Source organism: Gammaproteobacteria bacterium (ex Lamellibrachia satsuma) (genome assembly GCA_019623805.1).
In the GTDB taxonomy this organism is placed as follows: domain Bacteria; phylum Pseudomonadota; class Gammaproteobacteria; order Chromatiales; family Chromatiaceae; genus QGON01.
The window spans coordinates 2,263,243-2,286,023 of the sequence record CP053680.1 but is presented as its reverse complement, the minus strand read 5'-3'; the positions used below and the strand labels follow the sequence as shown (position 1 = coordinate 2,286,023).

Annotated in this window: 24 protein-coding genes and 1 tRNA gene; 15 read left to right on the top strand and 10 right to left on the bottom strand. The window is 56.5% G+C overall.

The genetic code is table 11. The annotated features are described in order from the left end of the window. Positions 1 to 143: 143 nt before the first annotated feature. The 4 genes from HPY30_09900 to HPY30_09885 form a co-directional block, all read right to left on the bottom strand. The gene (locus HPY30_09900; GenBank protein ID QYZ66276.1) at positions 144 to 1,481 is read right to left on the bottom strand and encodes an ArsB/NhaD family transporter; all 1,338 of its coding nucleotides are present in this window, start codon (positions 1,479 to 1,481) and stop codon (positions 144 to 146) included. 6 nt (positions 1,482 to 1,487) lie between these two features. Continuing rightward, entirely contained in the window at positions 1,488 to 1,946 is a 459-nt protein-coding gene (locus HPY30_09895) for a CBS domain-containing protein (GenBank protein QYZ66275.1), read from the bottom strand. A 234-nt stretch (positions 1,947 to 2,180) separates the two neighbouring features. After that, positions 2,181 to 2,254 (bottom strand) — tRNA-Gly (locus HPY30_09890). Positions 2,255 to 2,302: 48 nt separating this feature from the next. Next, positions 2,303 to 4,135 (bottom strand): long-chain fatty acid--CoA ligase, encoded by a 1,833-nt coding sequence (locus HPY30_09885; protein QYZ67988.1) that lies wholly within the window; start codon positions 4,133 to 4,135, stop codon positions 2,303 to 2,305. A gap of 129 nt (positions 4,136 to 4,264) precedes the next feature. Here HPY30_09885 and thiS point away from each other — a divergent pair, with 129 nt between their 5' ends. From thiS to HPY30_09855, 6 genes are all read left to right on the top strand, one after another. Next, entirely contained in the window at positions 4,265 to 4,465 is a 201-nt protein-coding gene (thiS, locus tag HPY30_09880) for a sulfur carrier protein ThiS (protein QYZ66274.1), read from the top strand. 54 nt (positions 4,466 to 4,519) lie between these two features. Further along, positions 4,520 to 5,317, top strand: coding sequence for a thiazole synthase (locus HPY30_09875; protein ID QYZ66273.1), 798 nt, complete (start codon positions 4,520 to 4,522; stop codon positions 5,315 to 5,317). A gap of 12 nt (positions 5,318 to 5,329) precedes the next feature. Continuing rightward, a complete protein-coding gene (trmB, locus tag HPY30_09870; GenBank protein QYZ66272.1) occupies positions 5,330 to 6,028 on the top strand; it encodes a tRNA (guanosine(46)-N7)-methyltransferase TrmB in 699 nt (232 codons plus the stop codon). A 10-nt stretch (positions 6,029 to 6,038) separates the two neighbouring features. Further along, positions 6,039 to 6,644, top strand: a complete 606-nt coding sequence (locus tag HPY30_09865) for an ATP-binding cassette domain-containing protein (protein ID QYZ66271.1) — start codon at positions 6,039 to 6,041, stop codon at positions 6,642 to 6,644. After that, positions 6,635 to 7,429 (top strand): iron export ABC transporter permease subunit FetB, encoded by a 795-nt coding sequence (fetB, locus tag HPY30_09860; GenBank protein QYZ66270.1) that lies wholly within the window; start codon positions 6,635 to 6,637, stop codon positions 7,427 to 7,429. The genes HPY30_09865 and fetB overlap by 10 nt, the downstream gene beginning before the upstream one ends. Positions 7,430 to 7,621: 192 nt before the next feature. Then, complete coding sequence (locus HPY30_09855; GenBank protein QYZ66269.1) at positions 7,622 to 8,275, top strand: hypothetical protein; 654 nt, start codon at positions 7,622 to 7,624, stop codon at positions 8,273 to 8,275. A gap of 103 nt (positions 8,276 to 8,378) precedes the next feature. Here the strand turns inward: HPY30_09855 and HPY30_09850 are convergent, their stop codons facing one another. From HPY30_09850 to HPY30_09840, 3 genes are all read right to left on the bottom strand, one after another. After that, complete coding sequence (locus HPY30_09850; protein QYZ67987.1) at positions 8,379 to 8,873, bottom strand: cell division protein; 495 nt, start codon at positions 8,871 to 8,873, stop codon at positions 8,379 to 8,381. Between the two features lie 432 nt (positions 8,874 to 9,305). Beyond that, positions 9,306 to 9,812, bottom strand: coding sequence for an ABC transporter substrate-binding protein (locus HPY30_09845; GenBank protein QYZ67986.1), 507 nt, complete (start codon positions 9,810 to 9,812; stop codon positions 9,306 to 9,308). Positions 9,813 to 9,984: 172 nt separating this feature from the next. After that, positions 9,985 to 11,466: a transporter substrate-binding domain-containing protein gene (locus HPY30_09840; protein QYZ66268.1), complete on the bottom strand. Its 1,482-nt coding sequence runs from the start codon at positions 11,464 to 11,466 to the stop codon at positions 9,985 to 9,987. Positions 11,467 to 11,627: 161 nt separating this feature from the next. Here HPY30_09840 and purE point away from each other — a divergent pair, with 161 nt between their 5' ends. From purE to HPY30_09815, 5 genes are all read left to right on the top strand, one after another. Beyond that, positions 11,628 to 12,134, top strand: a complete 507-nt coding sequence (purE, locus tag HPY30_09835) for a 5-(carboxyamino)imidazole ribonucleotide mutase (GenBank protein QYZ66267.1) — start codon at positions 11,628 to 11,630, stop codon at positions 12,132 to 12,134. Further along, a complete protein-coding gene (locus HPY30_09830) occupies positions 12,079 to 12,696 on the top strand; it encodes a threonylcarbamoyl-AMP synthase (GenBank protein ID QYZ66266.1) in 618 nt (205 codons plus the stop codon). The genes purE and HPY30_09830 overlap by 56 nt, the downstream gene beginning before the upstream one ends. 202 nt (positions 12,697 to 12,898) lie before the next feature. Beyond that, the gene (locus HPY30_09825; GenBank protein QYZ67985.1) at positions 12,899 to 13,303 is read left to right on the top strand and encodes a hypothetical protein; all 405 of its coding nucleotides are present in this window, start codon (positions 12,899 to 12,901) and stop codon (positions 13,301 to 13,303) included. Further along, entirely contained in the window at positions 13,272 to 14,471 is a 1,200-nt protein-coding gene (locus HPY30_09820) for a hypothetical protein (protein ID QYZ66265.1), read from the top strand. The genes HPY30_09825 and HPY30_09820 overlap by 32 nt, the downstream gene beginning before the upstream one ends. Before the next feature lie 18 nt (positions 14,472 to 14,489). Then, positions 14,490 to 17,333, top strand: coding sequence for an EAL domain-containing protein (locus HPY30_09815; GenBank protein ID QYZ66264.1), 2,844 nt, complete (start codon positions 14,490 to 14,492; stop codon positions 17,331 to 17,333). Positions 17,334 to 17,824: 491 nt separating this feature from the next. On the opposite strand, the gene HPY30_09810 is transcribed toward HPY30_09815, so the two are convergent. Beyond that, on the bottom strand, positions 17,825 to 18,199 hold the full coding sequence (locus HPY30_09810; GenBank protein QYZ66263.1) for a thioredoxin: 375 nt from the start codon (positions 18,197 to 18,199) through the stop codon (positions 17,825 to 17,827). Between the two features lie 157 nt (positions 18,200 to 18,356). Between HPY30_09810 and hemB the strand changes: the two genes are divergently transcribed. Together hemB and aroE are read left to right on the top strand one after the other, a co-directional pair. After that, positions 18,357 to 19,367 carry a porphobilinogen synthase gene (gene hemB, locus HPY30_09805; GenBank protein QYZ66262.1) on the top strand — a complete coding sequence of 337 codons (1,011 nt, stop codon included), beginning with the start codon at positions 18,357 to 18,359 and terminating at the stop codon, positions 19,365 to 19,367. Between the two features lie 6 nt (positions 19,368 to 19,373). Then, a complete protein-coding gene (aroE, locus tag HPY30_09800; protein QYZ66261.1) occupies positions 19,374 to 20,189 on the top strand; it encodes a shikimate dehydrogenase in 816 nt (271 codons plus the stop codon). On the opposite strand, the gene HPY30_09795 is transcribed toward aroE, so the two are convergent. Further along, a complete protein-coding gene (locus tag HPY30_09795; GenBank protein QYZ66260.1) occupies positions 20,167 to 20,481 on the bottom strand; it encodes an RNA-binding protein in 315 nt (104 codons plus the stop codon). The two genes, aroE and HPY30_09795, sit on opposite strands and share 23 nt — an antisense overlap. A gap of 203 nt (positions 20,482 to 20,684) precedes the next feature. Then, a complete protein-coding gene (locus HPY30_09790; protein QYZ66259.1) occupies positions 20,685 to 21,218 on the bottom strand; it encodes a gamma carbonic anhydrase family protein in 534 nt (177 codons plus the stop codon). Positions 21,219 to 21,233: 15 nt separating this feature from the next. On the opposite strand from HPY30_09790, the gene HPY30_09785 reads away from it, so the two are divergent. Further along, positions 21,234 to 21,806 carry a LemA family protein gene (locus tag HPY30_09785; protein ID QYZ66258.1) on the top strand — a complete coding sequence of 191 codons (573 nt, stop codon included), beginning with the start codon at positions 21,234 to 21,236 and terminating at the stop codon, positions 21,804 to 21,806. Positions 21,807 to 21,811: 5 nt separating this feature from the next. Next, the gene (locus HPY30_09780) at positions 21,812 to 22,762 is read left to right on the top strand and encodes a hypothetical protein (GenBank protein QYZ66257.1); all 951 of its coding nucleotides are present in this window, start codon (positions 21,812 to 21,814) and stop codon (positions 22,760 to 22,762) included. Positions 22,763 to 22,781 lie beyond the last annotated feature (19 nt).

The window sequence follows — 22,781 nt, the reverse complement described above, 5'->3', positions numbered from 1 at the left end:
GGAGCCTCTGAATGAAACCGGATGAATTTCGAACGCTAAGATGGAAATTCACGATTCGCCCAGAGACTCCATATTTGTTTAGCTTAGATCCAACAGGCTTTCAAATACTTTATCGCCAAGCGGGAAATAAAAACAACTGGCGCTTAAAAATATCGCAGATAAACGTAGAAACTGCTCACCAGTATCGACATCAGCATCAATGGAAAAGCCATCAACATGAAAGGCAGGAAGCGTATCGGCTGCCCGGCACGTTCGGCAAATCCCGCCACGATAAGGTTGGCGCTTGCCCCGACCAGACTACCGTTACCGCCCAGGCAGGAGCCCAATGCGAGAGACCACCACAGAGGCATCAACTCATCGGAACCACCAAATGTTACCGCCATGTTCTCGATCAGGGGGATCATTGTGGCGACGAAGGGGATGTTGTCCACCACAGCTGATGCCACAGCTGAGACCCAGAGGATGGCGATGGCAGTGGTGGACTTGTCCCCCCCCGTGAGATCCAGCACCTGATGCGCCAGCATCTCCAGCAGGCCAGTGGTCTCCACACCATAAACCACGATAAACAGGCCGATAAAGAAGAATATGGTGGTCCACTCCACCTCGCAAAAAGCTTTATGCACCCGTTTGGACTGCTCACTGGAAGACAGCGGCAGGCTGATCAAAATCAGCAGCACTGCAGCACCGAACATGGCAATGGTAGCCGGCTGCTGGCCGATATCATGGGCCAGGATGAATCCGGCCATCACCAGAGCCAGCACGAACATCGACTGCTTGAGCAGGCGTGGATCGGTGATGGCATCCGCCTCCCGGTAGTTCATGACCTGCTGGCGGCTCTGTGGGTCAGCGACGAGTTTGCGCCCCCAGATGAGGTAGATGGGAATCAGGGTCAGGGGTAGAACAATCAGAGACAGGGGTGCGAGATTGAACAGAAAATCATTGAAGCTTAGCCCTACGGCAGAGCCGATCATAATATTGGGGGGATCGCCGATAAGAGTTGCCGTGCCGCCGATATTGGAGGCGAATATCTCGGCAAACAGATAGGGATAGGCACTGACCTTGAGCGCATCGGTGATAAGCAGGGTAACGGGGGCGATCAACAGTACGGTAGTGACATTGTCCAGCAGAGCGGAGAGTATCGCGGTAACCAGGACCAGGGTGATCAGGATGCCCCAGGGATCGGCATTGACCCGCTTGGCGGACCAGATAGCCAGATACTGAAACACCCCTGAATCCTTGGTAATTCCGACAATGATCATCATGCCGGTCAATAACCCCAGAGTGTTGAAATCCACACCCTGAAAGGCAGCTTCCTGAGTCAGTACTCCGCCAAGGATCATCAGGCAGGCCATAGTCAGAGAAACGATAGCGCGATTTAGGCGCTCGGTAAGTATCATCGCATAGGTGAATACGAATAACGCTCCAGCAAACCAGAGCGGGTCGAGCCCAAAAATAACGTCTGGCTGATGGATGTTATGCATGTGCGATCACCCGTCTGCTGAGAGGATCTTTTCGCCCACATCCCAGTAGGAAATCATGCCAAGCAGTTTATTGTTTTCAGGATCCACCACCGGGATACTAGTTCGGTTGCGGTAGAGAACCAACAGGGTCTCCACCAAGGGGGTGTCGGGTGTGACAATCTCGACATCCTGTTTCATGCAGATGGAGATCGGTTCATGCTCCATGTCTTTAAGACGCTGATGAAGATCACCCAACGACTCATAGACAAAAGAGAGACTGGTGAGCCCTTTTTCCATGACCGCGGCCTTGGGCAGAACCAGTTTCAGCAGGCAGTTGACTCCGAACACACCAAGAAAACCCCCGTCCTCTGTCACCACAGGTACCTGGCGATAGCGGTGTTGCATGATCTCCTGAACAGCAGTGCTGATAGTGTCGGTCGGTTTCAGCACAGTGGGACTTGGATCCATTAACGAAATTGCAGTCATGGGAAGCGCTTCCTAAGAGACATGTGATGGGAACTGGTATGTTGTTTTTGTCAGTACCATCATAGCTTCCAAATGAAATTATGCATGGAAAGATCAATCAACCACGGGAACATCGACACCCATTCCCCGATAAACCCAGACAGACAACGAGTATCCACTGATCCGGACAGACGAATTCACTTGAAGGGTATCAGTTTGCGGACGCTGCCTGGGAACCCAAACAGAAGCATGAAATGGAGCGGGTAGCGAGAGTCGAACTCGCCTCACTAGCTTGGGAAGCTAGGGTAATACCGATATACGATACCCGCACAGCAGAGACGATTCTAGCAAGCCAAAGTTGCTGTGTCAGCGACAGATCACCCTGCCGCAGGCCCACTCTCGTAGAGAACTTCCATTTCTTCTGCGCAGCATTCCAATACCATCGGACGCTTGACCTTCAGGGTCGGCGTCAACATGCCATTATCCACAGTCCAGGGTTCCAGCAGCAACGCCACCCGGCGAATCTTGGCGTAACCGGGAAAATCACCAAGGGCTGCCTTGATACGACTCAGTACCTCATGTTGGAGGCGACTCTCTTTCAGGCTCTCGGGGTCGGCGGCGTCCAGGCCATACTCATCCGCAAGACCGGGCCAGAGATCTGCATTCAACACCACCAGCGCACTCATGTAGGATTTGCCCTCCCCAACCACCATCACCTGCTCAATCACAGGATCGAGGGCAATCGCCAGTTCCATGTCTGCTGGAGGAATCTTCTCGCCATTGGAGAGCACCAGAATATCCTTGAGCCGACCGGTGATATAGATATGCCTATCCTCATCGATACGCACCTGATCACCGGTATGCAGCCAGCCATCCGCATCGATCATCTCAGCGGTCGCGGCATGATTATTCCAATAGCCAAGCATCATGCCCGGCGTTTTGACCAACAGTTCATCGTTTTCGCCAATCCTTGTTTGGATCCCCCGCAACGGGACGCCCACACTGCCAAGCCTGATGTCATCCAGCGGACTAACGCTGATCACCGGACTGGTCTCCGTGAGACCATAGCCCTGCACCATCGGCAGTCCGAGGCCAAGGAAGATACGGGCGATCTCGGGGGATAATGCCGCCCCTCCACTGACAGCACCGCGCAGGCGGCCACCCAATTTCTGCAAAACCTGCTCCGCTACCAACCGTCGCAGCAGCGGCATCATTAACATCGAAGGCGACCAGTGCCGACGCCCCATACGCCGCTCAAAATCCTTGAAACCAATAGTGACCGTCAGGTTGAACAGCAGACGGGCGATGGCCGGTTTTTTCTTCATCTGATCATGCAACTTGGCATAGACCCGTTCGAAGATGCGCGGCACCGCAATGATGATCGTTGGCTTGATGTTCTGCAGATCCTCCGCGAGTTGCGTAACGGAGCGGGCATAGGCCACCGAGGCACCCGCCATCATCGGCAGATAGTAACCGGCGGTCCGCTCCAGGGTATGGGAGAGCGGCAGAAAGGAGAGAAAACTGTCCTCCCGATAACAGTCCACCACAGTCAGCGAGGCGTGGGCGATGGAGAGCATGTTCATGTGGCTCAGCATCACGCCTTTGGGACGCCCAGTGGTGCCGGATGTGTAGACGATTGAGGCAAGACTGTCTGGGTCGGCATTCCGTTGGGTCAGCGGTTCGCCCTTCAGCGGCAGCCAGCTATCCGCTGTCAGGACCACATCGCCCTCTTCGCCCATCTGCACCGGCTCTTTATTCGCCTCCAGCACCACCACCCGCTGCAACTGCTGCAGATCCGCCAACGCCGGGGCCATGCGGTTCCAGCGGCCGGCGTCCTGCACCAGCAACAGCTTTACCGCTGCGTCCTCCATGATGTAGGCAATCGCTTCGGCGCGATCATCGGTATAGAGCGGTACCAGCACAAGTCCCAGAGACATGCTGGCCTGATCGAGCATCACCCACTCTGGGCAGTTGCGCAGCAGCACTGCCACCCGATCACCGGATTCGAGTTCTTCTCCGGCAAGCGCCTGACGCCAGCGCGCCACCTGATCGCCCATCTCGGCCCAGGTCAGGTCGTACCAACGCTTCTCTTTCCTGTCGTAACTGCGATAAGCGAGGGCATCCGGCGTACGCCGTACCCGCTGAAAAAACATCCCGTCAAGCGTACGCGCACGCTCAACGGGGATTAGATCTTCACTCCATTGTTCCAAAAGACCCGCTCCCCAAACCTTGAGACCAATACTTCCGTTGCGTCTCCATTTATTATGCGCCGCCGGATTGGTGTAAACTCGCCGCTTGGCTACATCCAACTAATTGATTGTCAGCGCAGAGACCTGAAGATGCAGATTTATATAAACGGCGCAGAAAAGCAAATCCCCGATAACACAGACATGGTAGGATTGATCGAACAACTTGAGCTCACAGAGCAGCGGATCGCCGTCGAGGTCAATGAGGAACTGATTCCCCGAAGCACCTTCAGCGGCCATCACCTGCACACCGGTGACAAGGTTGAGATCATCCACGCCGTAGGCGGCGGATAGAGCAGATCAACCGATATCATCCACGTCCAGTCACTCAAACTTCCGATAAAGAACATGTCTAACGAAAATACCGAAACCGACTCTTTTACTGTTGCCGGCCGCGAATTCACCTCCCGCCTACTGGTGGGTACCGGCAAATACAAAGACATGACCGAGACCCGTGCCGCCATTGATGCCAGCGGCGCCGAGATCGTCACCATCGCAGTGCGCCGTACCAACATGGGTCAGAACAGAGGCGAGCCGAATATCCTGGAGGTACTTCCGCCCAGTGAATTCACCTATCTGCCCAATACCGCCGGCTGCTTCGATGCCAAAACCGCAGTGCGCACCTGCCGCCTGGCCAGGGAACTGCTCGATGGCCACAACCTGGTGAAGCTGGAGGTTCTGGGTGATGAGAAGACGCTTTTCCCCGACGTCATTGCGACCCTGGGTGCCGCCGAAGAGCTGATCAAGGATGGCTTCGACGTCATGGTCTACACCAACGACGACCCTATAGTCGCCAAACAGTTGGAAGAACTCGGCTGCGTTGCGGTGATGCCGCTGGCCGCCCCTATCGGCTCCGGACTTGGCGTTCGCAACCGTCTGAACATCCGCACCATCGTGGAGAACGCCAATGTGCCGATCCTGGTGGACGCCGGCGTGGGCACCGCCTCCGACGCTGCGGTTGCCATGGAACTGGGTTGCGACGGTGTGCTGATGAATACCGCTATCGCCGCTGCCCAAAATCCGGTACTGATGGCCTCCGCCATGAAGAAAGGCATCCAGGCCGGGCGTGAAGCTTACCTCGCCGGACGCATGCCCGCCAAACGATTCGCCTCCGCCTCTTCGCCGATGGACGGGCTCTTTTTCTGATCTGCCACAGGGATGAAGGAAGAGTCATCGACAACCCATCGCCCGATCCGCAGCTTCGTGCTGCGCCAGGGCCGTGCCACCCCTGCCCAGAGGCGGGCCTTCGATGAACTCTGGCCCCGTTATGGACTGGAGCTTCCCGCAACAGGCCAGATCGACCCGGCCACCATTTTTGGCAACACTCACCCCCTGTTTCTTGAGATCGGCTGCGGCAACGGCGACACGCTGGCTGCACTGGCGGCTCGCCATCCGGAGCGGAACTACCTCGGCATCGAGGTGCACGGTCCCGGCGTCGGCAGCCTGATGCTGAAACTGGAAGAAAACGACAGCGACAATGCCCGGGTGCTGAGGTGCGATGCGATGGAGCTGTTGCGGCACCATCTGCCGACATCATGCCTGGACGGTCTCTACCTCTTTTTTCCCGATCCCTGGCCCAAGAAGAAACACCATAAGCGCCGCATCGTACAACCGGAGTTCACACAACTGGTGCACCGGGCGCTCAGGCCCGGCGGCTTTCTGCACATGGCCACCGACTGGGAGCACTATGCCGAACAGATGCTGCAGGTACTCAGCGAAGTCGAGGAATTTGAGAACAGCGCAGGCCGGGGAAACTTCTCCCCGCGTCCCCCGGATCGCCCCCTGACCCACTTCGAACAACGGGGCCAACGCCTTGGTCACGGTGTCTGGGATCTGATCTTCCGGCGTTGCGACTGAGCAATCCCTCATGGGCAGCCTGACCCTCAAAGCCTTCCAGACACCTCTGCTCGCTGCCTTCAATCTCGAACTGGCGGCCGGGGAGTGCATCACGCTTACCGGCCCTTCGGGTTGTGGCAAGTCGCTTCTGCTGCGAGCCATCGCAGATCTCGATGCGCAACATCAAGGGGAAGCCTTCGTCGACCAGACACCTCGCCGGTCTCTCACCGGGTCTGAATGGCGCAGACGGGTCGGACTGCTACCTGCCGAGAGCGCCTGGTGGGCTGAACGGATCAGCGACCATCTGCCGCGGCAGGATCCCTCCCTGCTGCAATCTCTCGGCCTTCCTCCCGAGAGCGAAAGCTGGAGTGTCTCCCGTCTCTCCAGTGGTGAAAAACAGCGTTTCGGCCTGACCCGGCTACTGCTCAACCACCCCAAGGTGCTGCTACTGGACGAACCCACAGCCAATCTGGATCAGACCAACAGGGAGCGGGTGGAAACGCTCATCGAGTCGTGGCGAAAAACCCAGAACAGCGCGGTGATCTGGGTCACCCACGACCCGGCGCAGCAACAGCGGGTTGCCCACCGGCATCTGCAGATTGTTCAGGGAAACCTGCAGGAGACGACATGGAACTGATCCGGCTCAGCGCCCTCGACCTTGGCCTGGCAGCCAGCCTGGTGCTGCTGTTGGCGATACTCAGCTTCCGCCTCTCTCTCGGGGTGGAACGAAAACTGCTGATCGCCGCCCTGCGCAGCATCGTGCAACTGACACTGCTGGGACTGGTATTGAAGAGCCTCTTCGCCCAGTCCCACCCTCTGTTTATTGCAGCTCTGGCACTCTTCATGCTCTTTATGGCGGGTTACGAGGTCATGGCCCGACAGGCGCGGCGCTTCAGCGGGGCCTGGGGCATGGGGGTGGGAACCCTCTCCATGTTCATCTCGTCCTTCAGCGTGACTATTCTGGCGCTCAACGTGATCATCCAGGTGGAACCCTGGTATTCGGTACAGTACCTGATACCGCTACTGGGGATGCTCTTGGGCAATACCATGTCCGGCATCGCCATCAGTCTCGATAACCTTACCCACAACGCCTGGCAACAGCGCCATCAGATAGAGGCTCGATTGATGTTGGGCCACGACTGGCACAACGCCATCGAAGAGATTCGCCGCAATGCCCTGCGCAGCGGCCTGATTCCCATCATTAATGCCATGGCCGCCGCCGGAGTGGTCAGCCTGCCTGGCATGATGACCGGCCAGATACTCGCCGGCAGCCCCCCCTTCGAAGCGGCCAAGTACCAGATCCTGATCCTGCTGTTGATCTCTGCCGGCACCGGCTTCGGCGCCACGGCGGCAGTCTGGCTCGGTTCACGGCGGCTATTTGACGAACGGCAACGGCTGCGGCTGGATCGACTAAACTCATAACATTGTCCGCTTCCCGAAGGAAGCACTGAATGACTCGGACTATTGTCATTTCGACCGCAGGGAGAAACCTCATACCTCCGACTGCGAGTAAATACTCCGTTGCTTGAGATCTCTCCCTGCGGTCGAGATGACAGGTTTCCTTATTCGTCAGAGTCACCCTAAGAAGTCTCTGTCGGAGGTTCTCTAAACAGCATGCACGAATACGTAAACCTGCTCATACTTGCGACGCTCTGGTTGCTCTATTTCCTGAGCCACTCGCTGCTTGCCTCTCTCACAGCCAAGCACTGGGTTGCGAAACGTTACCCCACTTTCATGCCCTGGTATCGCATCACTTTCAACGTGCTCGCTGTGCTGTTACTGCTGCCACCACTGGGATTGATGTGGCATTGGCACAGCTCACCTCTGTGGGAGTTCAACGCAGCCCTGACCTGGTTCACCTATGGCCTGACGCTGCTGGCGATCCTTGGTTTTCTGTGGTCGACCCGTTATTACGATAGCGGAGAGTTTATCGGCCTGCGCCAGCTGCGGCTGCGCATCCGGGAGGTTCACGACCAGGAGAATTTCCACATCTCCCCCCTGCACCGCTACGTCAGACACCCCTGGTACAGCCTGGGTCTGGTATTGATATGGAGCCGGGAAATGGACGCCGCGATGCTGGTCTCAGCGATTATGATGACGCTCTACTTCATCTACGGCTCACGTATCGAGGAGCGCAAACTGGTGGTCTATCATGGAGAGGTCTATCAGCGATACCAGTCACTGGTGCCCGGCTTGCTACCCAGACCCTGGCGCTACCTGAGCCGGGAGGCGGCAGAAGCGCTGGTGGCTGGCGCCAGGCGGCAATAAAGCGAAGTGAAGGCCGGTTCAAGCGTGCTGAACCAGCCTTCACAGGCTTTCTATTTCAAACCCGGGTGCCCGATCCGCTACGCTTGATCGGGCCTACATCTCATCAGCGAGCCGGATCCCAGAAGTTGCCTTGGGGACCATATCCAGCTCCCGGCCCCATCATACGGCCCGGACCAAATCCACGCCCAGGCATCGCCGGCATCTGAGGGTGCTGCATCATGCCGCGACCCGGTCCCATCTGCCGCATATGGCGACGATGCATTGCATGACAAGCGGCACGCTCTTCCGGTGTCATACCGTCGATCACGGCCTGCTGCCTGGCCCACTCATCATCCTGGCTCAATTCAGGTCTTGCAGGGCGATCTTTCCACGGGGGCTTCTCCGGCAGATCAAGTCCCACTTCGGCCGCACGTTCCCGCATCTCCTGATAACGCTCAAGACGATAGGCATCCCGCTCATCCGGATCCATGTTGCGGAGCGCCTTCATCCTCTCCATACGCTCTTCCATAGAGGGACGCAGATCTGCCACTCCAGGTTTTTCCATCCATGAGGGATGGTCCGGGAGCAGCACGCCTGACTCCAGAGCCCGTTTCTGCAGCGCCTCGTAGCGTTTTTCACGCGCTTTCATGCGCTCTTCCATGGATTGCATCGACCGGTGATGCTCCATCATCCCTCTGCCGGTGGGGGCTGCAACACTCTCCTCCGGCACAGGCTCAGCTGCCACAACCGGGGCAGCAACTGTCGGGTCTGCGACAACCTCTTGCTCGATAGCTGTTGCATCGGCAGCGGCATCCGGGGCGACGGTGGCATCGGCAAAAACCGTTGCACTTACGGGCAAAAGCGTCGCTATTGCGACAGTGATGAGTGTCTTTCTAAACATGAAGCTTCTCCTTCGGATGATTTTGTTATTGGGATAATCTGTGCTACCTGGAATCAATGGGGCTATCTTGAACAGCGCGGGTGTAGGTGCATTGGCTACACTACAGCAAGTGTAGCAGTCTCAGAAGAGGGTGTTTGCAAACCTCCGGGGCTATTGCACGGGTGGCTGCGTCGACTTTAATCTGGCAACCTTCTGCTGCAGTTGCTCAAGCAGACCATCCATCCCCTTCTGCTTGACCAGGTTGCGAAAGCTGGTTCTGTAGTTACTGATAAGACTGACACCATCCACAACAACATCATAGACGAACCAGTCATCCTGTTTCTGTCGCAGTTTGTAACTGACCGGTATCTCAGCGCTACTGGTAACGACAAATGTCTGTACTTGTGCCCGTTTGCCCTTCACCCGCTCCCTGCCCAAACGTGCGGTCTGGCCTGAATAGCTGTCCAGTGCGGAGAAATAGGTATTCTCCAGCAACTCCCGGAACAGTTCGACGAAACGCGCCCGTTGATTTGCGGATGCCTTTCTCCAGTTGGCCGCCAGAATAACCTGTGACATTGCCTGAAAATCGAAGGTTTCATCCACGATGGTGCTGACACGGTCCCGGCGTTCTGCGGATGTCAGACCCTTGTCGTTCAGAACCCCCACCACATCATTCATCGTATGCTGCACCATTTCGGAAGGTCCGATACTGGCACTGGCAATTGCGGGTAGAGCCCCGCTCATCAGCACTAAAAGCAGTGCGAGACGAATTAACATCTGTATAACTCCTTCTCCATCCCTGAAGTTCGCGCCTTCAACAACACCCATTCCCCCAAGTAAGCTCCCAGATTCAGAGACCTTTGTATGCAAATCCCTGTAAGGGTTTCTCTTCATTCGTAACCATCGAATCCGTGGATGTTAACATGCCCTGACCGTCCCGCCCCTCTCTGACCCGGGCCACACCAAGCAAACGGGCACCGCTGCCACCTGCATTTCGAACGAGCCGACCGCTATCAACCAACCACACGACCTCTCCACCCGGTTTGACGATCCTGTATTCGATGCGAAAATCGGCTCCACCCTGCAGCACCTTCTTGAAGGCTGCCACTACTGCTTCCCGATCATCAACATGGATTCGACCCAGGTAAGCATCAAATGTTCCATCGAAACTTCCCGGCCGAAAGCCGAATACCCGCTGCATATTGTCGTCCCATTTCAGCAGCTCTCTCCTTACATCCCACTCCCAGCCGCCAAACAGAACCGACAGCCCCAGCAGGCTGAGGTGATTTTGGGCCATCCCGCTGTCACGCTCTACCTGCGCCAATTGCAGCCTTAGTCGTTCGCGATCCTCCTTCAGCTCACCCTCAATCCGCCGCCGCCGATGGAGAGAGCGCTTCAACCCAGCAGTTCTGCGCGTCACCTTGCGATCCACCAGGCGCCTGAAACCCCAGATCCAAACACCGATCCAAAGCACCGCCAGCAGGATCAACAATATGGTCACCACTGAACTATTCTGCATCAGCGGCGGCTGATCGAGCACCTGCCAACGCTTACGGATCGCCAACTGCTCTTCGGGGGAGATGCTGTCCAGCCCTTTCTGCAGGATGTTGACAAGCATTTGATTATCCTTGCCAACCGAGAATGAAAAGTCTCTTGAACGCCCTGCTTGCGCCACCTCCATAACGCCAGGGGCAACCCCCTGTGCCAACTGGTGCCTGGCAGTCGCAGTATCACCAAGATAAGCATCAGAATCTCCCCTGGCAACACTCAACAAACCCTTGGCAACACCAGACACCTTCACCAAAGTGGTAGCTGGAAACTCCCGCATCAGCCAATCCTGCCAGACGCTCAGTTCCACTACTGCCACCCGCTTTCCAGGCAGTTCCTGCAGCGTCAGCTTAGGCATGCGCCCAGACGAATATAAAGCACCGGGCAGATTGATATAGGGACGGGTGAACAGCAGGAACTCAGCCCGTTCCGGGGTCCAGTCGTCCACGGCCGACAGGTCCAAATCCCCGGCCATCATCGCTGCATCAAGGGCCGACCTGTCTCCCAAAGGGACAAGTTTCAGTTCCAGACCCATCTTCCGGCTCACAAAGCGCAGATAGTCGGCAGCGATACCCAATGGCTGACCGTTTTTTTTGTATGAACTGATGGGCGCCATCCCATCGATCAACCCCACCCGAACCTGCACCTGCTGATCCAGCCATACCTTTTCCTGTACACTGAGCGGCACACTCCCCCCCACCGCATTTAACGACAGCAGCAACATAGCCAACAGTGTAATAAATTTAAATGGAGAGAAAACCATCCTGCAACTCTCTTTCGTCACACCTAACACCTAGACAGATCGATATTCCACGAATACTAATGATTTTCTCAATAAAAAGGGCATATTGAAACAAACTGATGAATCTATCGCCTCAATTGTAGTCGCCGCACCCAATTTCCGGTATCTTCAGCTATTTTCCACAGCACCATTGCAGGTTTGTTATGAGTACAGCGTTTGTCGCCGTTTTGATGGGTTCAGATTCCGACCTCCCGGTCATGCAGGCAACTCTGGAGGTCTTAGGCTCTCTCGGGATCCCATACGAAGTGAAGATCACCTCGGCCCATCGTACGCCCGAGGTCACCCACGACTACGTGAAAGATGCAGATGATCGAGGTTGCAATGCCTTCATTGCTGCCGCTGGACTGGCGGCCCATCTGGCCGGGGCCGTGGCAGCTGCCACCTTGAAACCGGTGATTGGCGTACCCCTCGATGCCGGACCATTGAAGGGTATGGACTCCCTGCTCTCCACCGTGCAGATGCCAGGCGGCATCCCGGTCGCAACCGTTGCAGTGGGCAAGGCTGGCGCCAAGAACGCAGCCTATCTCGCTGCCCAGATCCTCGCACTTGGCGATGAGGCGCTGGCGGTACGCATCCGTGAAGAGCGGCAGGCAAATGCCCAAGGCGTCATCGACAAGGACACCAAGCTCCAGGCCGATCTTGCCGGCTAAGCCTGTCATCCACCCCTGGCGCCTCCGGCTGGCCGTCCGGACGGTGCTTGGGGGCGGTCTTATCGCCTATCCCACCGAGTCGGTCTATGGACTGGGTTGCGACCCACTCAACCCACTGGCGGTGTTCCGCTTATTGGCGCTGAAAAAACGCTCCGCCGACAAGGGCCTGATCCTCATCTCGGACAGCTTCGAAAGACTGCGGCCCTACCTGGCTCAGATCCCGCAAACAAGACTCAAACCGGCGCTCGACAGTTGGCCCGGTCCCGTCACCTGGCTACTGCCCGCCGCCGCAGATCTGCCCGCCTGGATACGTGGAAAACATTCGACTGTGGCGGTCAGAGTCACCGACCACCCAGTTGCCGCAGCCCTTAGCCGCGCCTGCGGCAGGCCACTCATATCCACCAGCGCCAACCTCAGCTCACGTCCTCCAGCCCGCAACGCACTACAGGTACACAGCCGCTGCGGTAACACCATCGATCTGATTCTGCATGGTGAGACCGGCGACCTGAAGCGCCCAACCCCCATTCGTGATCTGTTTTCCGGCCGGACCAGCAGGAGGTAGGCAAAAAGAATTCCATTCCCTCCCGAACACCAAACTGGTCAAGAAACTGCACCATCGGCCGCTATGGGAATTTGAGTCAACAAATTACGTTATGCTGTCTGCATCGAAAAGGATCGCGACAAGGAACATGGAAAAACGGCAGGATCGCACTGCAGGTATCCCGGACAGGGCCTCTCCCTGGCGCCTCCCACTGGCGCCTGCACTGTTGCTCGCCTTCAGTCTGCTGTTTTTTCCATTCCGCCAGACTTTCGCGCTGCAACTAATCACCCATCCGAATACTGATACTGCAGAGATCAGCCGCAGCACCGCACGCGCCGTATTCAGCATGCGCCGCCAGATCTGGCCCGATGGCGCTGCAATTCGGGTCTTTGTCTTTCCCGACAAACACAAACTACACAAAGCATTCGCAAAACAGCTGCTGGGGGTATTTCCCCATCAGCTTCGCCGCGCATGGGACAGAAAAGTCTTTTCAGGGACCGGACAGGCCCCCGACACCGTCCAGTCAGAGGCGGAAATGATAGAGATGATAAAAAAGACTCCCGGCGCAATCGGTTATATTTCCGAGGACAACAGAGATGAATCGGTACAGATTCTGGAAGTGGAGTAGGCGACTCGTCCTGCTCGGCTGGCTGCTGCCGCCATTGGCGACGGCATCCTCCCTGTTTGGTGATGAAAACCTGCAGATCCACGGTTTTCTGAGCCAGGGTTACACACACACATCCGCCAACAGCTGGTTCGGTGACAGCAGCAACGGCAGCTGGGACTTTCGCGAACTCGGTCTCAACGCCTCCTATCGACTGACCCCGCAGCTGCAGATCTCCGGCCAGCTTCTTTCACTCACCGCTGGCGAGATGCAGGACGGCTCTCCGAGTCTTGACTACGGTCTGCTTGATTACAATTTCGCAAATTTCGATAACGGAAACCTTGGCCTGCGACTCGGCCGTGTCAAGACCCCTATCGGCCTATATAACGATACCCGCGATGTCGCCTTCACCCGGCCCACTAACTTCCTGCCCCAGTCGATCTATTTCGACAAGGTAAGAAATCTGGAGCTCTCCAATGACGGTTTTCAGATTTACGGCGACCTGCTGACAGATTGGGGGGATCTGCTGTTCCAGGGCGGCATGGGCAAGCCAGTGACGGATGAAAACGTGGAATACGCCTATCTTGGAAATGATTGGCAGGGCGAAATGAGTGCCGATTTCTTCTTTCTTGGACGGATCATCTACGAGCTGGAGGGTGGCCGCATCCGGCTTTCGGCCACCATTGCCGACGGGGACCTCGACTTCGAACCCGGTCCCACAGACCCCTTTACCAACGGTACTGTCGGCATACAGTTACGGGTACTCTCGTTCCAATACAATGCAGAGGCTTGGCACTTCACCACGGAATATATGCAGGAGGATGTGATAAACCAGGACTTGGGACCTATCCGACCTGATGGAAAAGGCACCGCCGAAGGCTACTATCTACAGCTGGCCCACGACCTCTTCAGTGACTGGGAGATCATCGTCCGCTATGACGTCAGCTATCTTGACCGTAACGACCGGGACGGCACCAAACAGGAGGCCGGCCCCTTCGGCATGCCTGCCCACAATATGTTTGCCAAAGATTGGGCCCTGGGATTACGTTGGGACATCACACCCGCCTTCATGGTTCGCGGTGAATATCACTGGATTGACGGTACTGCCTGGCTTTCATTAAGGGAAAACAACCCTTTCCAAACAGAACGCCATTGGCAGATGTTCAGCCTGCTCGCCTCCTATCGATTCTGATCCAGCAGATACGGGCGCATGACAAGCAAGCAGCAACGCAAACCTCATTTCATCAGTCTTAAGTGGAAGCTGTTGATTCTGCTCAGTCTCTTATTGGTCCTCATCAACGTCTCTTTAACGGCAATCGCTTATCTGAAGCAGAAGGATCAATTCGAAACACAACGCACAGAGGTCCGGGAACAACGCGCCAGGGAAGTTGACGGATTGGTGCAGGGAACCTATTCAAGGCTTCTCAGCATTGCCGGCCTGATACCCGAGCTTGACATCGATACAGAAGAGGACATGGGTCTTGCGCAGCACATAAGCGCTATTGTTCAGGAACACGGCTCCCTGCTGCAGATTGAGTGGGGAGTGGATACCATCCACTATTTTTCAAAGGCGGGTGCACCACTGTTCACCTGGGGAAGCAACATCGGCCCAACGCTGAGCCACACCCTGGTCGATCACGCCATCGAGAACGAAGAACCTGCCAGCGCACTCGCCTGCCGGCGCGAATGCCGACAGTATGTCTCCGTCCCGGTGTTGCAGGGCCACAGCATGGCCGGCGTATTGGTCGTCGGAGAACTGGTCGCAGGCACGGTGGTCAGACTGCAACGGATCACAGGTGCCGGTATTGCTGTCCTGGTCAGAGAGCAACCAGGCAAAGCAGCTTCCAAGGGCTTTCTCACTCCCTGGGAGATGAGGGTAACGGCACTCTCCGGCGCTCACGCCAGCCTGCAACGTCTGAGCAAGGCAGCAGAGCATCTGCAGTTTACCAACCTTTCCCAGAGCGAACAGCTGCTGCTGGAAGACAATACCCTCGAAATCACAGCCTTTCCGCTGGCCAATGATGAAACCGGCACGCCGGCCCACCTGCTGATCATCGAAGACATCTCCGGGCATATCCAGGCTATGGAGAGTGCCTTTCGCAACAGCATCACTGCCGGAGTCGCCGGGATTCTGCTCACCGAGCTGCTATTGCTGATGCTGTTATGGGGCCCAATGGCACGATTGCAACGAGTGTCAACCACCCTGCCGCTGCTTGCAAAGCAGGCCTACGGCCAAGCCCGTTCGTCACTGAAGTCAACCACAAATGAATCATTCTCTCACGATGAAATAGACCAGCTCGGAGAGACAACGGAAACACTTATCTTCCAACTGGAGGCCCTGCAGTCGGAGATCAACAGCCGCACCCACCACTTACTGCAGCGCACCAGTGAACTCGCACAACAGCGTGATTTCGTGCAGGGCCTGATGGATACTGCCCAAATCATTATCATCACCCAGCGCACAGACGGCCGGATAAACAGTATCAACCACTTTGCAAGTCAGTTAACCGCCTACGATCTGAAAACTCATCCGTCACTCCACTTCGACCAGCTGCTTCACCCCAAGAACCTTGATCCGGAGACCATCGTAAAGCTCTTTCAGCTGCGTAATGCCAGCCTGGACCACTACCACCACGACTGCGACATAGTTACCGCAGAGGGAGTAATCCGCACAATTTCCTGGTTCCATGCACGGCTTGATGTCGCGAGAGAGGACGATCCAGCAGTACTCTCCGCCGGCATCGATATTACCGAACGCCAACAGGCGGAGGAGAACCTGGCCTGGCTGGCCGACCATGACCCCATGACGGAACTGTTCAACCGGCGTCGTTTTCATATCGAGTTCGAAGCGATGCTGCAGGCGGCAAAGCGTTACGGCCACACCTCCGCACTGCTCTATTTCGACCTCGACCAGTTCAAGGATATCAACGATACCAGCGGCCATCAGGCAGGGGATGCCCTGCTCAGAGTGGTGGCTGAACGGCTGCATGCGGTGACCCGGGAATCCGATCTGCTGGCCCGGCTCGGCGGCGATGAGTTCGCGCTGGCCCTGCGGGAAACGAGTAAGGAAGAGGCCATCGGCGTGGCACACAAAATCCAGGAGGAACTCAGCAGAGTCGAGATGCCGGTTCGTGGCAACAGGCATAAGATCTCCGCCAGCATCGGCATCGTACTCTACCCACTTCACGGCATTACTGTGCACGATCTGATGGCCAATGCAGACCTCGCGATGTATCAGGCCAAGGATGCAGGACGTGACAGCTGGCACATCTTCTCAGTTGACGAAAACATCCGCGAGCAGATTGAAACCAAGATCCAAATCAAAGAGCAGCTCGAACAGGCACTGTTGCAAGAGAGCTTTATTCTCCACTTTCAACCGATCCAGCAGATCAGCGATGGCCGTATCTCACACTACGAGGTGCTGGTCCGCATGCAGGAGAAAGATGGCTCCCTGATCCCTCCGGGACTTTTCATTCCAATTGCTGAAACCACTGGGCTGATCCACAAGATCGACCGGCTGATTCTCAAGAAAGCCATCAAGCGGCTTGAGCAACTGCAGCAGTCACAACGCAACATCACCTTCTCCATCAACCTCTCAGGCATGGTGGTGGACGACCCCCGGCTGCTGCCCTATCTGAAGAAACAACTGGCGAAACACAAAGTCGACCCTGGCAGTCTGGTATTTGAAGTCACTGAAACCGCCGCAGTCTCCAGCATCACAGCGGCAAAACAGTTGATGGAGCAGATCAAGGCGCTCGGCTGCCGTTTTGCACTGGATGACTTCGGCGTCGGTTTCTCATCCTTCTTCTACCTGAAGCAGCTGCCGGTGGATTATGTGAAGATCGACGGCTCCTTTATCCAGCAACTCGCCTCCAATAAGGAGGACCAGATCTTCGTCAAGGCACTCTCCGAAGTTGCCAAAGGATTCGGCAAGCAGACTATCGCGGAGTTTGTCGAGGATGAAGCCACCCTGCAGCTGCTGGCGGATCTGGGAGTCGACTACGCACAAGGTTTCCATATCGGCAAACCTCTGCCGGAGCTCCTTCCGGAATAGACTTGTCTGTTCAAATTTCAGTCTTCGCAATGATGACCGGCATGGCGCGTGGCTTCTCAAAATATGACGACGTAGGGTGCGCCCAGCGCACCAGAATAAGCCCAGCCACTACCGGGAAAGAGATTTATCCGCAAATAATCACTGCCTGATCATAGCTGAACCTACGGGTAATCAAACATAAAAAAAGCCCACCCGGGGAAGGGGTGGGCCTAAACAGCGCATTTTTCAGCGCCGGAGGAGGATCGAATCCATTTGTCGTCCGTCACTTAATGTATCGACGCCCCTGCGGAATTCTTTAGATATTTTTTATCGATCATCCATTTGCCGCCAGAGCCACGCATCTATCTGTTTTTATTATATTTTTTCTGTAACAACCGCTCCATCCCGGCAGCAGGCCATCAAACATCATTCGTTTAATTCTTATTTTTTGGCTAATCGTACCTCCAAAACCCCGCAGGCCTGACCAAGCGCAGCGGATCAGGGCTACATTGTTACGCTTCCCGACTGGCCAGATAGTCGGGCAGATGCTCTTCTATCCACTCCCGTAACCAGTGGCTGGCGCGGGAACCATGAAAACGTCCCAACTCTTCCCCATGATGGAACAGGATCACCGTCGGGAATCCGCGTAGACGGTAGTGGCCTGCCAGACGCATATTGTCATCCACTTCCACCTTGGCCAGCTGCACAGCCCCATCCAGTTCTTCGATCACCCTTTCCAGCGCTGGCGCAAGGGATAGACAGGGCGAACACCACTCCGCCCAGAAATCCACCATGACAGGCAGTTCTGCAGAAGCCTGGATCACCTTCTTATCGAAGGTCGCCTCTTCCACGATAAAAATATGGGGGGATTTGTTCTGCTGTTCCATGACCGGTACTGCCTCACTGCGTATGGAAGAATCTCTCTTAACGGTGTTTTTCCGTCCTGAAAAACAGTCGCCGGGTTAAATCGATCCGAAGAATTGGTTAACTGCCCGCATGATAGGGTATCTTACAGGGTTTACCCAAGCACTCAGGAATCTATCCATGCCGAGCAACAGCAGCCGTTCGCCCTTTCCTGCCACCCGCATGCGCCGCATGCGCCGGGACGAATTCTCCCGCCGTCTGATGCGTGAAACGATCCTCACCCCCGCAGACCTGATCTATCCCGTTTTCGTGCTTGAAGGGAGCGGTGAAAGGGAAGCTGTCGAGTCCATGCCCGGCGTGGAGCGCATGAGCATCGACCTGCTGGTCGAGGAGGCGAAACAGGTGCACCGTCTCGGCGTTCCCATGATGGCGCTGTTCCCGGTCACCCCAATGTCTGTCAAGACAGAGGATGCCAGAGAGGCCTTCAACCCGGAGGGACTGGCCCAGCGGGCGGTGCGGGCACTGAAAGAGGCGGTGCCGGAACTTGGCGTCATGACCGATGTCGCCCTCGACCCTTTCACCACCCACGGTCAGGACGGTCTCATTGATGAAACCGGTTATGTATTGAACGACGAGACCAAAGTGGTTCTGGTCAAACAGGCCCTCTCCCACGCCAAAGCGGGGGCTGATGTGGTCGCCCCCTCCGATATGATGGATGGCCGCATCGGCGCCATTCGGGAGATACTCGAAAGCAACGAGCACATCCACACCCGCATCCTTGCCTACTCGGCAAAATATGCCTCCAGTTTCTATGGCCCGTTCCGGGATGCCGTCGGCTCTGCCGCCAATCTGGGAAGCGGCAACAAGTACAGCTATCAACAGGACCCCGCCAATACAGACGAGGCGCTGCACGAGGTTGCCCTCGATCTGCAGGAGGGGGCCGACATGGTGATGGTAAAACCGGGCATGCCCTATCTCGACGTGGTGCGCCGGGTGAAAGAGACCTTCAGGGTCCCGACCTACGCCTATCAGGTCAGTGGTGAATACGCCATGCTCATGGCCGCCGCGCAAAACGGCTGGCTCGACAAACAGGCGGTGGTGCTGGAATCCCTGCTCTGTTTCAAACGCGCCGGCGCCGACGGCATACTGACCTACTTCGCCAAAGAGGTGGCGCAGTGGTTGAATGAGTAATCACCCATGACCGACAGCTACGCCGTCATCGGCAACCCCATCGAACACAGCAAATCCCCGCTGATCCACACCGCTTTTGCGGAACAAACCGGGGAGTCCATCGAATACACCCGCCTTCTCGGCAACCTCGACGACTTCGAGGGTGACGTGGCACGTTTTCTCGGGGATGGTGGCCAGGGGCTCAATATTACCGTGCCGTTCAAAGAGGCGGCATGGCGTCTGGCGGATGAACTCAGCAAGCGGGCTCACACTGCAGGCGCGGTCAATACCCTGATCCGGCTCGAAAACGGCAAATTGAGGGGCGACAATACGGATGGCATAGGCCTGGTGCGCGACCTTACCATCAACCACGGTTTTCGCTTCAAGGGAAAGCGGATCCTGATACTCGGCGCCGGTGGCGCGGTCCGTGGCGTGGTGCGCCCCCTGCTCGAAGAACAGCCCAAGCGGCTCATCATCGCCAATCGTACCGCTGCCAAGGCCTACTCTTTGGCCACCGGTCTTAGCGGTTTCGGTCCGGTGGCAGGCTGTGGACTGGAGGAAATTGAAGGTATGCAGTTCGATCTGATCATCAACGGCACCGCCGCAGGTCTTGCTGGAGAGGTGCCGAAGATCCCCGAAGGCGTTCTGACAAAAGGCGGCTGGTGTTATGACATGATGTACGGGGATGGACCCACAGTATTTCAAAAATGGGCGCGTGAGCGTCATGCCGCCAGGGCACTGGATGGTCTCGGCATGCTGGTGGAGCAGGCGGCCGAATCCTTTCGCCTGTGGCGTGAGATCCTGCCTGATACCGTTCCGGTTATTCGGATGTTGCGCGGTTAAAGCGGCGCTCCCTGCGATCCCAATCCTGAGCCGGGGCATTACAATCGGCGCGCTTGATAAACTCGCGGGCGGTGAGGCGGCAGCCATCGAAGATTTTACCGTTCAGCGCCTCGATCAACGCCCTACCTTCATTGTCCGATGAGGTGAAGACGATGAAGTAGTGATAATCCTTGTCAAAGCAGTCGCGTCCCATGCGGCGCTCAAAGCGAGTATGCACTGACTGGCCGCCCAGCAGATCCTGTATCTCCAGCAACCTGGCTTCCGCCGGCAGATTCCCGATAAACACGTCCATTTCCCTTCCTTCGATTAATCGTCCGTAATTAGATAACTCAAGTTTCGGAGTTCGCGGTGATGGCTGGCATGACAAACGTAGGGTGCGCCACGCGCACCATGATTGCAGCTTATACTGGTGCGCACAACACACCCTACCAGATACTCATGTGATGAATTAAACGCCGCCACATCTTCTCGCAGGGGGCGGCGTCAACCGGTCATCTATATCCCCGCGTGTCTCTTCATCAACCGCACATAGTGTGCCGCAGAATAGTCGAGATACTCCAGCTCCTGATCACTGAGCGGACGCACCCGTCTGGCAGGCGTTCCCACCCAGAGATAGCCCCCCTCGAGGTGTTTTCCGGAGGTTACCAGTGAGCCGGCGCCCAGCATGGCGCGCGATTCCAACACGGCACCATCAAGAATAGTGCACCCCATGCCGATAAAACAACTATCGGCAATATTACAGCCGTGCAGCACCGCCTTGTGCCCCACCGTGACCCGGTCACCCAGGATCAATGGCGAGCCACCCGGCTGGTACTTGCTGTCGTGAGAGACATGCAGCACACAACCGTCCTGCACATTGCTCTCACTGCCGATGCGAATCGCATGCACATCGCCACGAATGACGGTCATGGGCCAGACTGAAGAGTGAGAACCGATGCTCACATTGCCGATCACAACGGCGGTTTCATCGATCCAGGCATCAGTGGCAACCTGTGGCATGCTAGATTCAAAGGGTCGGATATTGGACATAAGCGGAGTTGAATAATGGAAATTGTACTGTTTGTGCTTGCCGGCATGGCAATCGCCACGCTCATCTACGGAATAATGATCTACAACAATCTGGTGCGGCTCAAGCATAGCGTAACCCAGGCCTGGTCGAATATCGATGTACTGTTGAAGCAGCGCCATGACGAACTACCCAAACTGGTAGAGACCTGCAAGCAGTACATGAAGTTTGAACAGGAGACCCTGGAACGGGTGATGCTGGCCCGCTCCGCCGTTGCCAGCGCCCGCCAGCAGGGGGACATTGGGGCAGTCGGCAGCGCTGAGAGCTCGCTACGCCTCGGTCTCGGCAATCTCTTTGCCGTGGCGGAGAACTACCCCGACCTGAAAGCCAACGACAACTTTCTGCATCTCCAGTCCCGCATCACCGGCCTGGAGAACAGCATCGCCGACCGGCGGGAGTTCTACAATGAGAGCGTCAACAACAACAATGTACGCATCGAGCAGTTTCCCGACATCCTGCTGGCCAGTCGTTTCAATTTCAAGGCGGCGGAACTGCTTGAGTTTGACGAGGAGGAGACCAGGGACGTAAATGTCGGCACCCTGTTCGGCTGAACGGAATGTCCGCCGATCTGCTTGCCATGTCGACCCTGGAGTTCTCGGTCTGGGCCGGCACGCTCTCCCTGTTGAGCCTCGCTGCACTATTCTTCTCGTTCCGGAACCTGATACGCGCCCGGGTCATCGAGGACACCCCCACCTCTCGCATCCGTTCAGCCCATCAGGGTTATGTGGAACTAAACGGAAAAGCGGCGGCAATGAAAGGGGAGCCCATCATCACCCCACTCACCCACAGCCCATGCTGCTGGTTCCGTTTCAAGATCGAACGCAAGGGAGAGAAGGGGTGGCGCACCGTTCGCCAAGGTGGCAGCGAGGGACTGTTTCTGCTCAAGGATGACAGCGGCGAGTGTATCGTCAACCCAGATGGCGCCGATGTCATCCCCAGCGAAAAGAATGTCTGGTATGGCAGCAACAGTCTGCCTCAGGCCGGGCCTGCGACGGGAGGACTTGATTACAACAGTTCAACTACCCTCTTCGGACTTCAACTTAACATCCGCAGCAACAGCATGGGCAGCCACTACCGTTATACCGAGGAGACCATCTACCCTGGCGATCCGCTCTATGCCATCGGTCTGTTCAAATCCATAGGCGAAGCGAACTGGCTGGCCATGCGACAGGATATGGTGCGTGAACGCCTGCGTCAGTGGAAACAGGACCGCGCCGGATTGCTCGCACGTTTCGACCGGGACGGCAATGGCGAAATCGATTTGGATGAGTGGGAATCGGCCCGCGGCAAGGCAGAACTCGAGGTCGCCAGTGAACAGGTACAACAGGATCAACAATCCCTGCACACCCTGAGCCAGCCCGACTCCAACCGCCCCTTCCTGATCTCCTCCAGCGCAGAATTTACTCTCGTCAAACACTACCGCCGTTTTGCCTTCGGTTTCATCACGGGCTTTTTTCTCCTTGGCGGTATCAGCACCTGGATGCTGGCCACACGGTTTGCCGCATGATCCACCCGGCATGGTAGTA

Coding starts and splice junctions, on each gene's coding strand:
- HPY30_09900 (QYZ66276.1), bottom strand. CDS start 1,481: ATGCATAACATCCATCAGCCAGACGTTATTTTTGGGCTCGACCCGCTC.
- HPY30_09895 (QYZ66275.1), bottom strand. CDS start 1,946: ATGACTGCAATTTCGTTAATGGATCCAAGTCCCACTGTGCTGAAACCG.
- thiS (QYZ66274.1), top strand. CDS start 4,265: ATGCAGATTTATATAAACGGCGCAGAAAAGCAAATCCCCGATAACACA.
- HPY30_09875 (QYZ66273.1), top strand. CDS start 4,520: ATGTCTAACGAAAATACCGAAACCGACTCTTTTACTGTTGCCGGCCGC.
- trmB (QYZ66272.1), top strand. CDS start 5,330: ATGAAGGAAGAGTCATCGACAACCCATCGCCCGATCCGCAGCTTCGTG.
- HPY30_09865 (QYZ66271.1), top strand. CDS start 6,039: ATGGGCAGCCTGACCCTCAAAGCCTTCCAGACACCTCTGCTCGCTGCC.
- fetB (QYZ66270.1), top strand. CDS start 6,635: ATGGAACTGATCCGGCTCAGCGCCCTCGACCTTGGCCTGGCAGCCAGC.
- HPY30_09855 (QYZ66269.1), top strand. CDS start 7,622: ATGCACGAATACGTAAACCTGCTCATACTTGCGACGCTCTGGTTGCTC.
- HPY30_09845 (QYZ67986.1), bottom strand. CDS start 9,812: ATGAATGATGTGGTGGGGGTTCTGAACGACAAGGGTCTGACATCCGCA.
- purE (QYZ66267.1), top strand. CDS start 11,628: ATGAGTACAGCGTTTGTCGCCGTTTTGATGGGTTCAGATTCCGACCTC.
- HPY30_09830 (QYZ66266.1), top strand. CDS start 12,079: ATGCCCAAGGCGTCATCGACAAGGACACCAAGCTCCAGGCCGATCTTG.
- HPY30_09820 (QYZ66265.1), top strand. CDS start 13,272: ATGAATCGGTACAGATTCTGGAAGTGGAGTAGGCGACTCGTCCTGCTC.
- HPY30_09815 (QYZ66264.1), top strand. CDS start 14,490: ATGACAAGCAAGCAGCAACGCAAACCTCATTTCATCAGTCTTAAGTGG.
- HPY30_09810 (QYZ66263.1), bottom strand. CDS start 18,199: ATGGAACAGCAGAACAAATCCCCCCATATTTTTATCGTGGAAGAGGCG.
- hemB (QYZ66262.1), top strand. CDS start 18,357: ATGCCGAGCAACAGCAGCCGTTCGCCCTTTCCTGCCACCCGCATGCGC.
- aroE (QYZ66261.1), top strand. CDS start 19,374: ATGACCGACAGCTACGCCGTCATCGGCAACCCCATCGAACACAGCAAA.
- HPY30_09795 (QYZ66260.1), bottom strand. CDS start 20,481: ATGGACGTGTTTATCGGGAATCTGCCGGCGGAAGCCAGGTTGCTGGAG.
- HPY30_09790 (QYZ66259.1), bottom strand. CDS start 21,218: ATGTCCAATATCCGACCCTTTGAATCTAGCATGCCACAGGTTGCCACT.
- HPY30_09785 (QYZ66258.1), top strand. CDS start 21,234: ATGGAAATTGTACTGTTTGTGCTTGCCGGCATGGCAATCGCCACGCTC.
- HPY30_09780 (QYZ66257.1), top strand. CDS start 21,812: ATGTCCGCCGATCTGCTTGCCATGTCGACCCTGGAGTTCTCGGTCTGG.